This is a genomic window from Allobosea sp., assembly GCF_035944895.1.
In the GTDB taxonomy this organism is placed as follows: domain Bacteria; phylum Pseudomonadota; class Alphaproteobacteria; order Rhizobiales; family Beijerinckiaceae; genus Allobosea.
This window is the reverse complement of sequence record NZ_DASZAT010000014.1, coordinates 17,808-30,784: the sequence shown is the minus strand read 5'-3', so window position 1 is coordinate 30,784 and position 12,977 is coordinate 17,808. Positions and strand designations below refer to the sequence as shown.

Below are 12,977 nucleotides of genomic sequence, written 5' to 3'. Positions count from 1 at the left end.
GTCAGACCCTCTCGATATGGTGGCGGCCAAACAGGCCGTGCGGCTTGAGGAGGAGCGTCACCAGGATGATCACGGCCGCGACCACGTCACGCGAGCCGCCGCCGACCAGCGGGTCGAGCACGCCGGTGGCGAGGCTCTCGGCGACGCCGACGATGACGCCGGCGACGAGCACGCCCGGGATCGAGTCGAGGCCGCCGAGGATGGCGATGGCGAGCGCCTTGATCAGCAGCAGCGAAAGCGACCAGTCGATGCCCTGAGTGCTGCCCCAGAGCACGCCGGCGGCGGTGGCGGAGACGGCAGCGAGCCCCCAGGCGACGGCGATCGCCCGCTCGACCCTGATGCCGACCGACCAGGACGCGGTCTGGTCGTCGGCGACGGCCCGCATCACCACGCCGAAGCGCGAGTTGAAGAAGAACAGCGAGAGCAGGATCAGCAACAGCGAGATCGAGCCGCCAATCAGCGTGGAGCGGTTGAGCAGGAGCTCGCCGACGAAGAGTGGCTGCTGCGGCAGGCCGATGTCGAGACGCTTCACCGCCGCGCCGAAGATGCCCGGCAGCAGGCCGCGCAGCATGATCTCGACGCCGAGCGTCAGCATGATCGTCATGATCACCGGCTGGCCGATCATCCGGCGCAGCGCGATGCGCTCCATCAGCAGGCCGAAGCCGAACATGCCGACGAGCGCGATCGGAATCGCCAGCCACATCGGCAGACCGACCAGGGTTGCGAGCGCCCAGGTGACGTAGCCGCCGGTCATGGCGATCGCGCCCTGGGCGAGATTGGCGGTGCCGGAGGTCTTGTAGATCAGCACGATGCCGAGCGAGACCAGCGCATACATCAGGCCGACGAAGACGCCGTTGGCCGAGAGTTCCGCGAGCAGGATCCAGTCCATCAGGCGACGACCTCGCTGATCTTGAGCGTCCGCCGGATCACGCCGCGCTCCCCGTTCTCATAGGCGATGGTGGCGTCGAACACGGTCTCGCTCGCGCCGTCATAGAGCGCCTCGATCAGCGAGGCGTAGGTCGCCTCGATGACATTGCGGCGCAGCTTGCGGGTGCGGGTGATCTCGCCGTCGTCGGCGTCGAAATCCTTGTGCAGGTTGGTGAAGCGCCGCACCCGCAAGCCCTCCGGCTGCGTGCCGTTGACGTGCCTGACCACCTGCCCGATCAGCCCTTGCACCTCCGGCTTCTGCGAGAGCTCGGCATAGGAGGTATAGGAGATGCCGCGTTCCTCGGCCCAATGGCCGACCGCGTCGAAATCGATGCAGACGATCGCGGTGAGCTGGTCTCGCCCGGCGCCGATGACAGCGACATTGCGGATGTAAGGGCTGAACTTCAGCCGGTTCTCGATGAAATTCGGGATGTAGCGCTCGCCCGAGGCGGTGCGCACGACCTCGCTGACGCGGCCGAGCACGACGAGCTCGCCATCCGCGTCGATCTGCCCGGCATCGCCGGTGTGCAGCCAGCCATCGACCAGCGCCTTGGCGCTGCTTTCGGGGTCGTCATAGTAGCCGTCGACCACCGAGGTGGAGCGGACCAGGATCTCGCCGCTATCGTCGATGCGGATCTCGCTGCCGACCATCGGCTTGCCGACCGTGTGGAGCTTGACTTGTCCCTCCGTCTGCGCCGCCGTCAGCGCGCAGGTCTCGGTCTGGCCGTAGAACTGCTTCAGCCTGATGCCGAGCGCCCGGAAGAACAGGAAAGTGTCCTCGCCGAGCGCCTCGCCGCCGGTGAAGGCACGCTCGGCCCGTCCGAGCCCGAGATGATCGCGCAAAGGCGCGTAGACCAGGACGTTGCCGACCGTGTCGAGCAGCTTCTCCGTCAGCGTCAGCGAACCACCGGACAGGCGCTTGCGCTCGAAGCCGACGGCGCGCTCCATCGTGGTCTCGAACAGCCAGCGCTTGAACGGCGTCGAGTTCTTCATGCCGACCTGGACGCGCGTCAGCATCTGGTCCCAGGCGCGCGGGGCGGCGAGATAGAAGGTCGGCGAGACCTCGCGCAGGTCGCGCATCACCGTCTCCTGCCGCTCGGGGATGTTGATCGTCGCCGCCATCATCATGCCGGCGCCCAGAGTGAAGACGAAATCGCCGACCCAGGCGGTGGGCAGATAGGCGTAGAGCTCCTCGTGCTTGTGGAAATAGCCGCTGGCGCCAGCATTGAGCAGGCCGCCGGTGACGTTGCGATGGCGCAACGGGATGCCCTTGGGCAGGCCGGTGGTGCCGGAGGAATGCAGCAGCACCGAGATGTCGTCGGCTTGCGGCCCATCGACGAAACGCCGGATGAGATCGGGCTCACGCGCCAGCCGTTCGCGCCCTTTCGCGACCAGCGCATCAAGCGACATCAGCCCGGGCTGATCGTAGCCGTCGAGTCCACGGGCGTCGTCATAAAGGATGGTCGCGACGCGCCCGGTCGCGGCCCGGAGCTCCAGCAGCTTGTCGACCTGCTCCTGGTCCTCGGCGACACCGACGGGCGGCGCGCCATGCCGCGTCGCGACGATCAGCTCTTCCAGCGGCACGTCCGGAAAGACCGGCGACGGAAAGGCCCGCAGCATGTTGGCGGCGAGCATGGCGTAGTAGAGCCGCGGCCGGTTGTCGCCGATCACTGTCATCGCGGCGCCGGCCACCAGCCCGGCCTCTTCGAGGCCAGCCGCCATGGCGGCGATCTCCGCGAAGACCTCGCGCCAGTCCTGCTCCTGCCAGATGCCGTAACGCCGCTCACGGAAGGCGACGCGGTCGCCGAATTGCGCCGCGTTGCGGGCGAGCGCCGCGATCAACGTCGCCGGCTCGCCATTCGCGGCGACGGGCCAGTGGGCCACCTCCCCGATCGTGCCCGGTGCCGCCGTCATGCCGCGCTCCCGGCCTGATGGCGCTTGGCGGCGCGCTCGCCGAGATAGGCGCTGACCACGCTCGGATGCGAGATCGCTGCCTGCGGCTCGCCTTCCGAGATCACCTCGCCATAGCTCAGGACGACGACGCGGTCGCAGATCGAGGTGACCACGTCCATGTGGTGCTCGATGATCAGGGTGGTGATACCGCGGGCCTCGCGCGCATCGAGGATGAAGCGGGCGATATATTCCTTCTCCTCCTGGTTCATGCCGGCCATCGGCTCGTCCAGGATCAGCAGGCGCGGCTCGGCGACGAGGGCGCGCGCCAGCTCGACGCGCTTCTGCAGGCCGAGCGGGATGACCTCGACCGGTTCGTCGCGGATGTCCTGCAGCTGCATGAACTCGATCATCTCTTCGACGACGCGCCGGTGGGCCAGCTCCTCGCGCTCCGCCCACCACCAGTAGAACAGCGCCCCGAGCGCGCTCGGCCTCATATGCGTGTGGCGGCCGATCAGGATGTTGTCGAGAACGCTCATGCCCTTGAACAGAGCGAGATTCTGGAAGGTACGGGCAACGCCGCGGGCGGCGACGCGGTGCGGCTTCAGCGCGGTGATATCCTCGCCGAACAGGCTGACCTTGCCGGCATTGGGCGGGTAGAAGCCGGTGATCACGTTGACCATGGTGGTCTTGCCCGAGCCGTTCGGGCCGACGAGGCCGAGAATCTCGCCCTGGCGGACATCGAGCGAGACGCCCTTCAGCGCCCGCAAGCCGCCGAAGACACGTTCGATCCCGGTGCAGGACAGCGCGACGGGCGCGCCTGCGGCGCTCGCGGCGGAGCGGTATTGAACCTCATTCATTCGAGACACCCGGAACGACGGGCCAGAAGGCCGCAATCGGCGGCCCCGACCGCGATATCTGCGGGCGCCCGGCGCGCATGCGGCGCCGCCGCGCGAACGGCGTTGACTCCCACGGCATCCTCCCCGGCTGCGCTGGCTTCTTGGCTCAATAGGCGTCAGCTCGATGCAGCTAATGAATAGAATTCATCTTCTTCTGTCAACTCTTCCGCCAGCCAATTTCCACCCTGTCGGCAGCTGTGAATTTTCGCACGAGCACGTCCGAAGTACCCCATTCGGGCCGGCCAGCCACACCATTCGACATCCATCCCCAGCGAGCAACTCAATGAACTCGGCTCAGCCCGCCAACCCGGCACCGACCCGGCACGACAGACGCGTAGCGCCGGCCAACGCCGCCTCGTATTCTTCGGCCAGCCGCCGGCAGAGATCAGCAGCCGCCGGCAGGTCATCGATCGCGCCGACGCCCTGCCCGGCCGCCCAGATATCGCGCCAGGCCTTGGCCTCCGCCGTGCCGAAATCATAGCTCGCCGGCTTGCTGAAATCGTCGGGATCACGCCCCGCCGCCAGGATGCTGGGACGCAGGAAATTGCCGTGCACGCCGCTGATCGCCGGGGTGTAGACAATGTCGGCCACGGACGCATCGAGCAGCATGGACCGTAGCGCCTGGGGCGCCATGCTCTCCTGCGTCGCCATGAAACGCGTGCCGAGATAGGCCATGTCGGCGCCCGCCATCCGGGCGGCAGCGACCTGTGCGCCATTGCTCAGCGCTCCACCAAGCACGAGCGTGCCGTCGAAGATTCGGCGAATATCGGCCAGCGCGGCGAAGGGATTGAGCGGGCCGGCATGCCCGCCAGCGCCGGCCGAGACAGCGATCAACCCGTCGACGCCGGCTTCGGCCGCCTTGGCGGCAAAGGCGAGGTTGATCACGTCATGGAAGACCAATCCGCCATAGCCATGCACCGCCTTGATCAGGTCGCGGTTGAGACCGAGCGAGGTGATCACCAGCGGCACCCTGCGCTCGATCACGACCGCTAGATCGGCCTCCAGCCGCGGATTGCTGCGATGGACCACCAGGTTGACGCCGAATGGCGCAGCATCGTCCGCGCCAGCCAGCCGCCCGGCGATCTCGTCGAGCCAGTCGGCGAAGCCGGCCGTGGTCCGCTGGTTGAGCGCCGGGAAACTGCCAACAACACCGTTGCGGCAGCAGGATACGACGAGGTCCGGCCCCGATATCAGGAACATCGGCGCAGCGATGACGGGAACGCGCAGGCGTCCGGCGAAAGCGGCAGGCAGCGGCAAGGATCCCTCCCCTAGCGATGCAATATCCGACCGCAACACAAGGCGGCGCGGCATAAAATCAATGAACGCGACTTATCAAATCCTCGGCGGGCGCCGCGACCAACAGAAGGCGGCAGCGACACCCGAGTCGGAACTCTGCCGACGATGCCCTGACCGATCTTCCGGCGTACTCCGCGTTCCTGCTTGCGGCGCGATAGTGATGAATGGTATTTATTAGTGCTGCGCCGGCCCAGTCTTGCGCAAAACCTTCGACCGGTTTTACGAGGCCCGCCAGCGCGCCGCTGCTTCGCCTCAGCAAGGATCATCGATGCCGCCCCGCACTGCCCTGAAGCGCCAGGTCAACCGGCTCCCGCCCGAACGGCGTATCTCCGACATCATGGCCGCCGCCAAGGAGGTCTTCGTCGAGAAGGGCTACAATGACGCACTGATCACCGACATTGCGCTGCGCGCCGGCGTGGTCGAGGGCAGCATCTACCGCTTCTTCGCCAACAAGCGCGAATTGCTGGTCAAGGTCGTCGAGCACTGGTTCGAGGAGATGCTGCGCGACGATGCCGAGCAGTTTGCTGCGGTGCGCGGCAGCTGGAACCAGATCCGCTTCATCATCTACACACACCTCACCTCGATCCATCGCGACCCGGCGCTGTCGCGCCTGATGTTCCAGGAGATCCGGCCGGCGCCGGACTATCGCGGCTCGCATCTGTTCGAGTTGAATCGCGCCTACACCAATCGCCTGGTCGACGTGGTCAAAGCCGGCATCGTCGCCGGCGAGCTGCGACCCGAGAGCTCGCCGAACCTGGTGCGCGATCTCGTCTTCGGCTGCATCGAGCATCGCACCTGGGCCTTCCTGCGCGGCGAGGGCGATTTCGACCCGGCCGAGATGGCGGATGCAATTACCAATCTGGTCCATCACGGCCTGGCACTCGGCAGCGAACCAGCCTCGCCGATGGAGAGCGTGGTCGCCCGGCTGGAGACGGCGACGGCCCGGCTCGAGGCTGCGGCCGGGATCGCTCCGACGAAACCTGCTTCCGCTCGGCCGCGCTGAGATCATCGCCTAGCCGCCACTGCTGCCCGGGCCGTCGAAGAAGGCCGGGCGCGGGATCGTCCAGGTCTCGCCCCAGAGCTGCGCCCCGCCGGCGACGTGGAGCACCTCGCCGGTGACATAGGCCGCCGCCGGCCCGCACAGATAGGCGCAGGCCTCCGCCACCTCCCAGGTCGTCGCGGTACGCATCATCGGGTTGGAGCGCGGATAGGCCTTGACCTGCTCGGGAGCGTAGACGCGCCAGCCCGGCGTCTCGATCGCACCCGGCGCAATGCAGTTCACCTTGATGTCGAGTGGTGCCCATTCGACCGCCAGCGCCTGGGTCAGACCGACCACGCCGGCGCGCGCCGCGATCGTATGGGCGACGCCGTGCAGCCCCTGGCGCGTCACCACCACGATCGAGACGATGCTGCCCGGCCGCTTGGCATCGCGCCACCGCCGCGCGGCCTCCTGCATCATGTACCAGGTACCGTTGAGATTGGTGTCGACGACGGCGTTCCAGCCCTTTGTCGAAAAATCGATCGCCGCCTGGGGGAACTGACCGCCGGCGCTGTTGACGAGGATGTCGATGCCGCCGAATTCGGCCGCGATCCAGTCGTGCAGCGCTGTGATCGTCGCGGGATCACGGACATTCACTGTCTTGCCAGCCGCCTTGAGCCCGGCGGCGCGCATCGCCTCAGCCGCCGCCTCCAGCCTATCCTCGTCGCGCCCGGCGATGATCACCTGCGCGCCGAGCCGGCCAAGCAGCCAGGCGGTGGCACGGCCGATGCCGCCGGCGCCACCAGAGATCAAGACGGTTTTGCCGGCGAAGGCCTCCGGTCCGTAGACCGTCGGCAGCACGGCGAGATCGGCATCCTCCAGCCCGAACTCGCGGGGATCGGCCTCAGCCATGGCGGTCCATCCCCTTCAGCAGTTCGCCGGCGATGATCATCTTGCGGACTTCGGTGGTGCCGGCGCCGATCTCCAGCAGCTTGGTGCTGCGGAAGAGCCGGTTGATCTCCGATTCCCAGATATAGCCAGCGCCGCCATGGACCTGCACGGCCCTGTCGAGGACATCGTGGCAGGCCTGCGCCGCATACATCACCGAGGCCGCAGTCAGGCGGTGGATGTCGCCGCGCCCGCCACCGCCGACTTCGAGCGGCGCCGCCTCGGCGAGGGTGCGATAGCTGAAGCTGCGCATGGTCTCGACCAGCACGTACATCTCGGCCAGCATCGACTGGACCATCTGGAACGAGCCGATCGGCTTGCCGAACTGCTTGCGCGTCTTGGCGTAGTCGATCGAGAGATCGAGTGCCCGCTCGGCGACGCCGAGGCAAAGCGGCGAGATCATTGCGCGCTCGAGATCGAGCCCGCTCATCACGATGGCGACGCCCTGGTTCTCGGCGCCGACGAGGTTGGCGGCCGGGACGCGGCAATCCTCGAACAGCAATTCGGCCGTTTGGCTGCCGCGATAGCCCATCTTCACCAGCTTCTGCGCCACCTTGAACCCTGGAAAATCCTTCTCGACGATGAAGGCGGAGATGCCGTGGGCACCGCGCTCTTTGTCGGTCTTGGCATAGACCAGCAGCACGTCGGCGACCGGGCCATTGGTGATGAAGATCTTGCTGCCGTTGAGGATGTAGTGGTCGCCCTCGCGGCGAGCCGTGGTCCGCATCGAGCCGAGTGCGTCCGAGCCCGCCCCCGGCTCGGTCAGGCCGAGCGCGCCGATGGTCTTGCCTGAGCACAGGTCGGGCAAGTAGCGGCGGCGCTGCTCCTCATTGCCGTTGCGGTAGATGTTGTTGGCGCAGAGATTGTCATGGGCGACGACCGAGAGCGCCATGGCGTGGTTCCAGCGACTGAAGCCCTGCAGGACCAGCCCGGCCTGAAGCAGATCGAGCCCCGCCCCGCCATATTGTTCGGGGATGGTCGCGCCAAGGAAACCGCTGGCGCCGATCTGCCGGAAGGCCTCGTCCGGCCACCACTCCTCGTCGTCCATGCGCTGCGACAGAGGATAGAGCTCGGCGCGGGCATAGCGATCGGCGCCGTCGAGAATGGCGTTCTGCTCCTCATCGAGGCCGAAGGCGTTGGCGTGGTTGCTACCGTTCACGGCGTTCACGTCGATCTCCTCCCTCGCCTCGTCACGCAGCGGTGCGGGCATCGCCATTTGGCTTGTCGATCTTATTGAGCGCATTTCATCAGCAGCGATCCCGACTGTCAACGCAGCTGAATGTGATAAAATCGAATAATCCGTTTGCGCAGCGGTTCCCGCGATTCAAGCATGGAACGGCTATTGACAGCTCAAATGAATTGAAATCATTTATTCGTCGAAGGCTCCCTCAGCGAGCCGCGCAGGGATGGAACCCGTGAGCGAAGAGATCATCACCCGACGCGAAGGCGCGGCGCTGGTCGTCACGATCAATCGCGAGAGCCGCCGCAACGCCCTGAACGAAGCGGTTGCCGCAGGAATCGTTGCCGCACTCGACCAGGCCGAGGCCGATCCGCAGGTGCGCGCCGTCATCCTGACCGGGGCCGGCGACAAGGCCTTCTGCGCCGGCGGCGATCTCAAGCCGAATGCCGACGGAACGCCCTTCACCATCGATGCCGCCGATCCTCGCCATTACGTCGCCGCCCTGCTGCGCCGGATGGATGCCTGCCGGCTGCCGCTGGTGGCGCGGGTCAACGGCCATGCGCTGGCCGGCGGCTTCGGCCTGATCTGCGCCTGCGACCTCGTGGTGGCGCGCGACGACGTGCTGCTCGGGGTGACCGAGGTCAAGGTCGGGCTCTTCCCGATGATGATCCTGCCCTATCTGATGCGGGTGCTGCCCTATCGCCGGCTGATGGAGCTCTGCCTCACCGGCGAGACGATCAGGGCCGGCGATCCGGAAGCTGGCGCGATCGTCAACTACGCGGTTCCGGCTGCCGATCTCGACGCCAAGACCAATTGGCTGGTCGGCAGGCTCGTCGACAAGTCGCCGACCGGCATTCGCCTGGGCAAGCAGAGCCTCGCCAAGATCAGGGAGATGTCGATCGACGCCGCGCTCGAATACGCCCAGTTCATGCTGGCAAACATGGCCCGCACCGAGGATGCGCGCGAGGGCTTCGCCGCCTTTGCCGAAAAGCGTCCGCCGGCCTGGACCGGGCGGTGAGTGCCATGGTGGCGACAATGCGCGAGAGCATCCGCATCGGCTGCGGCGCCGGCTTCTGGGGCGACAGCCCGGAAGGGCCGCGCCAGCTCGTCCGGCAGGGCGGCATCGACTATCTCGTGCTCGACTATCTGGCCGAGATCACCATGTCGATCCTCGCCCGGATGAAGGCGAAGAACCCGGCGCTCGGCTATGCCACCGACTTCGTCTCGCTGGTGATGAAGCCGCTCGCCCGCGAGATCGCGGAAAAGCGTATCCGCGTCGTCACCAATGCCGGCGGCGTCAACCCGGAAGCCTGCCGCGACGCCCTGCTCGCGGCCTTCAAGGAGGCCGGCGTCGATCTCAAGGTCGCGATCGTCACCGGCGACGACCTGTCGGGCGAGGCCGAGCGCCTGCGCGCTGCTGATGTCACCGAGATGTTCTCGGGCGCGCCCTTCCCCGAGCGGACCGCCAGCATCAACGCCTATCTCGGCGCCTTCCCGATCGCAGCCGCGCTCGCAGCCGGCGCCGATGTCGTGGTGACCGGGCGCTGCGTCGATTCCGCCGTGGTGCTCGGCCCGCTTATCCATGAGTTCGGCTGGACACTGGAGGATTACGATCGCCTCTCGGCCGGGAGCCTGGCCGGTCACATCCTCGAATGCGGCGCGCAGGCGACCGGCGGCATCGTCACCGACTGGCGCGACGTCGCCGGCGACTGGGCCGATATGGGCTTCCCCTTCGCCGACTGCCGCGCCGATGGCAGCTTCGAGATCGGCAAACCGGAAGGCACCGGCGGGCGCATCAGCCCGGCTACCATTGCCGAGCAGGTGGTCTACGAGGTCGGCGATCCCGCCGCCTACATGCTGCCCGATGTCTGTTGCGACTGGTCGCAGGTGAGGCTGGAAGCCGCCGGCCCTGATCGCGTCCGGGTTTCCGGCGCGCGCGGACGCGCACCCTCCGGCAGCTACAAGGTCAGCGCCACCTATCCCGACGGCTATCGCTGCACGGCGACGATGATGATCGTCGGCGATGAGGCGGCCGAGCGGGCCGAAGCCGTCGCCAGGGCGATCCTTGCCCGCTGCGGCCGGCTGATCCGCGAGGCGGGCCTCCCGGATTTCGCCGAGACCTCGGTCGAGACGCTCGGCGCCGAGGCGAGCTATGGCGCGCAGAGCCGGGCGCGGGCAACGCGCGAGGTCGTGCTCAAGATCGGCGTGCGCCATTCGAGCAAGGAGGCGCTGCAGATCTTCGCCCGCGAGATCTACCCGGCCGCGACCGCGATGGCGCAGAGCCTGACCGGCTTCGCCGGTGGCCGACCCGAGCCGCAGCCGGTGATCAGGCTGTTCTCCTTCCTGATAGACAAGGCCGAACTGCAGCCGATCGTGAGCCTCGGCGAGACGCGCTTGCCGGTGCCGGCGTATATCCCCGCGGCGGCCGCGGACGTCCCCTCGCCTGCCAGCACAGCCGCGGATGTTGCGGAGGCTACTGGCGAGACGGTTGCCGTCCCGCTCGTTGCCCTCGCCTTCGGCCGCAGCGGCGACAAGGGCGACATCGCCAATGTCGGGGTGATCGCGCGCGATGCCGCCTTCCTGCCCTGGCTCAGGCGCGGGCTGACGCCGGAAGCGGTCGGCCAGCACTTCGCCCACCATGTCGCGGGCAAGGTCGAGCGCTTCGACTGGCCGGGCCTCGCCGGCTTCAACCTCGTCATGCATCGCGCGCTCGGCGGCGGCGGCATCGCCTCGCTGCGCCATGACCCGCAGGGCAAGGCAATGGCGCAGGTGCTGATGAGTCTGCCGGTGCCGGTGCCCGCCGCCTGGCTCGCTCCGGGCGGCCCTCTCCACGGCCTCAAGATCACGGACAACGCATGATGACGGCTCCGGACGACAACCCGCCGTTCCGCAAGGTTCTGATCGCCAATCGCGGCGAGATCGCCTGCCGGGTGATCCGGACGCTGCGCGAGATGGGCATCGCCTCGGTCGCGATCCATCACCCGGTAGAGGCCCGCGCCCGGCATGTGCGCGAGGCCGATCAGGCGGTCGAGATCTCCGGCGAGACGCCGGTCGCGGCCCATCTCGACATCGCCCAGATCGTCGAGGCTGCGCGTGCTGTCGGCGCCGACGCGATCCATCCGGGCTATGGCTTCCTGTCGGAGAATGCCCGCTTCGCCCGCGCCGTGGCAGAGGCTGGCCTCACCTTCATCGGCCCGGATGCCGACACCATCGCGCTGATGGGCGACAAGATTTCGGCGCGCCAGTTCGCGGCCGACCACGGCGTTCCGGTCGCGCCCTCGGTGATGCCGACCGAGGACCTCGCCGAATTCACCCGCCAGGCGACGCAGATCGGCTTCCCGCTGCTGATCAAGGCGGCGGCGGGCGGCGGCGGCAAGGGCATGAGCATCGTCCGCTCCGCCGATGAGCTGGAAGGCGCGGCGCGCCTCGCCGCGAGCGAGGCGCAGCGCTATTTCGGCGACGGGCGCGTCTATGCCGAGCTCTTCGTCGAGCGGCCACGCCATATCGAGGTGCAGGTATTCGGCGACGGCAAGGGCAATGCAATCCACCTGTTCGAGCGCGAATGCTCGGTGCAACGCCGCTTCCAGAAGATCATCGAGGAGGCCCCGGCCGCCAACCTGCCAGCCGCGCTGCGCGACGAGATCTGCGCCTCGGCCGTCAGGCTCGCGGCAGCCTCGAACTACCGCAACGCCGGCACGGTCGAATACATCCTCGGCGCCGACGGCCGCTTCTTCTTCCTGGAGATGAACACGCGCCTGCAGGTCGAGCATCCCGTCACCGAGATGATCACCGGGCTCGACCTCGTACGCCTGCAGATCGAGATCGCCGCCGGGCGTGACCTGCCCTTCGCACAGGATGAAGTCAGCGCCAACGGCCACGCCATCGAGTGCCGGGTCTGCGCCGAAGATCCCGAGCGCGACTTCCTGCCGGAGACCGGCACGATCCTGCATCTCGATGCGCCACAGGCCGCATATCTGCGCTTCGAGAACGCGCTCGACCGCGGCCAGCGCGTCACCGCCGACTTCGACCCGATGCTGGCCAAGCTCGTCGCCCATGGGCCGGATCGGGCCGGCGCGACCCGGCGCACGATCACGGCGCTGCACGATCTCGCCTTGCTTGGGGTCAAGACCAATATCGACTACCTCGCCCGCGTGCTCAGCCATCCTGCCTTCGCCGCCGGTGAATTGCACACCGGCTTCGTCGTTCAGCACAAGGCGGCGCTCGCCGCCGCCGAGCCTGACGCGGCGATGCGCGACAAGGTCCTGATCGCCGCGGCGCTCGGCCTGCGCGACTTCCACGACCTCATCCTCGGCGTGCCCGAGCCACATGCCTCGATCGGGCGCTGGAGGAACTGACGATGGTCCTCAAGCTCGATCTCGACGGCACCGTCCACCACGTCACCATCCTGGCGCGCCGGCCTCACCTCGTCCTCTCGGTCGATGGCCGCCGGCATGTCGTGGAGAACCTCGACGAAGCCGGTGACGGCAGCCGCCGGCTGACCGTGGACGGCGAGCCGGTCGCCTTCGCCCGCGCCGGCAGCGCCGATGGCGCCATCGTCCGGCTGGACGGGCGCAGCTTCGCTCTGCGCCGGCTCGATGCCGCTTCGGAAGCTTCTGCCGCCGGTGGCGGCGCCAATGTCGTGCGCGCGCCGATGCCGGGCACTGTCGTCGTGGTCCACAAGCGCGTCGGTGACCATGTCCAGCGCGGCGAGACCGTCGTCACCATCGAAAGCATGAAGCTGCAGATGAAGCTCGATGCGCCGCGCGACGGCGAGATCGCCGAGATCGCGGCACGCGAGGGCGAAGGCTTCGACAAGGACGCCGTGCTCGCCCGTCTCGCGGCTCCGGCGGAAGGCTGA

General features: G+C 67.7%; 11 protein-coding genes. 5 read left to right on the top strand and 6 right to left on the bottom strand.

Annotation, left to right across the window (positions count from 1 at the left end; translation table 11 throughout):
* Position 1: 1 nt before the first annotated feature.
* The 4 genes from VGV58_RS25550 to VGV58_RS25535 all read right to left on the bottom strand — a co-directional run bounded on the left by VGV58_RS25550 (position 2) and on the right by VGV58_RS25535 (position 4,973).
* The gene (locus tag VGV58_RS25550) at positions 2 to 889 is read right to left on the bottom strand and encodes a branched-chain amino acid ABC transporter permease (RefSeq protein ID WP_326876879.1); all 888 of its coding nucleotides are present in this window, start codon (positions 887 to 889) and stop codon (positions 2 to 4) included.
* Entirely contained in the window at positions 889 to 2,841 is a 1,953-nt protein-coding gene (locus VGV58_RS25545; protein ID WP_326876878.1) for an AMP-dependent synthetase/ligase, read from the bottom strand. The genes VGV58_RS25550 and VGV58_RS25545 overlap by 1 nt, the downstream gene beginning before the upstream one ends.
* Positions 2,838 to 3,677 carry an ABC transporter ATP-binding protein gene (locus tag VGV58_RS25540; RefSeq protein WP_326876877.1) on the bottom strand — a complete coding sequence of 280 codons (840 nt, stop codon included), beginning with the start codon at positions 3,675 to 3,677 and terminating at the stop codon, positions 2,838 to 2,840. Before VGV58_RS25540 ends, VGV58_RS25545 begins: the two co-directional genes overlap by 4 nt.
* Positions 3,678 to 4,010: 333 nt before the next feature.
* Complete coding sequence (locus tag VGV58_RS25535; protein WP_326876876.1) at positions 4,011 to 4,973, bottom strand: NAD(P)H-dependent flavin oxidoreductase; 963 nt, start codon at positions 4,971 to 4,973, stop codon at positions 4,011 to 4,013.
* Between the two features lie 307 nt (positions 4,974 to 5,280).
* On the opposite strand from VGV58_RS25535, the gene VGV58_RS25530 reads away from it, so the two are divergent.
* A complete protein-coding gene (locus VGV58_RS25530) occupies positions 5,281 to 6,015 on the top strand; it encodes a TetR/AcrR family transcriptional regulator (protein WP_326876875.1) in 735 nt (244 codons plus the stop codon).
* Positions 6,016 to 6,024: 9 nt separating this feature from the next.
* Here VGV58_RS25530 and VGV58_RS25525 read toward each other — a convergent pair whose 3' ends face one another.
* Positions 6,025 to 6,903 carry an SDR family oxidoreductase gene (locus VGV58_RS25525; RefSeq protein ID WP_326876874.1) on the bottom strand — a complete coding sequence of 293 codons (879 nt, stop codon included), beginning with the start codon at positions 6,901 to 6,903 and terminating at the stop codon, positions 6,025 to 6,027.
* Positions 6,896 to 8,155 (bottom strand): acyl-CoA dehydrogenase family protein, encoded by a 1,260-nt coding sequence (locus VGV58_RS25520; protein ID WP_326876873.1) that lies wholly within the window; start codon positions 8,153 to 8,155, stop codon positions 6,896 to 6,898. The genes VGV58_RS25525 and VGV58_RS25520 overlap by 8 nt, the downstream gene beginning before the upstream one ends.
* Positions 8,156 to 8,354: 199 nt before the next feature.
* Here VGV58_RS25520 and VGV58_RS25515 point away from each other — a divergent pair, with 199 nt between their 5' ends.
* Genes VGV58_RS25515 through VGV58_RS25500 form a run of 4 tightly spaced genes read left to right on the top strand, consistent with a single transcriptional unit; the run spans position 8,355 to position 12,977 of the window.
* Positions 8,355 to 9,137 (top strand): enoyl-CoA hydratase-related protein, encoded by a 783-nt coding sequence (locus VGV58_RS25515; protein ID WP_326876872.1) that lies wholly within the window; start codon positions 8,355 to 8,357, stop codon positions 9,135 to 9,137.
* A 5-nt stretch (positions 9,138 to 9,142) separates the two neighbouring features.
* Positions 9,143 to 10,978 carry an acyclic terpene utilization AtuA family protein gene (locus VGV58_RS25510; RefSeq protein ID WP_326876871.1) on the top strand — a complete coding sequence of 612 codons (1,836 nt, stop codon included), beginning with the start codon at positions 9,143 to 9,145 and terminating at the stop codon, positions 10,976 to 10,978.
* A complete protein-coding gene (locus VGV58_RS25505; RefSeq protein WP_326876870.1) occupies positions 10,975 to 12,474 on the top strand; it encodes an acetyl-CoA carboxylase biotin carboxylase subunit in 1,500 nt (499 codons plus the stop codon). Before VGV58_RS25510 ends, VGV58_RS25505 begins: the two co-directional genes overlap by 4 nt.
* Before the next feature lie 2 nt (positions 12,475 to 12,476).
* Positions 12,477 to 12,977, top strand: a complete 501-nt coding sequence (locus tag VGV58_RS25500) for a biotin/lipoyl-containing protein (protein WP_326876869.1) — start codon at positions 12,477 to 12,479, stop codon at positions 12,975 to 12,977.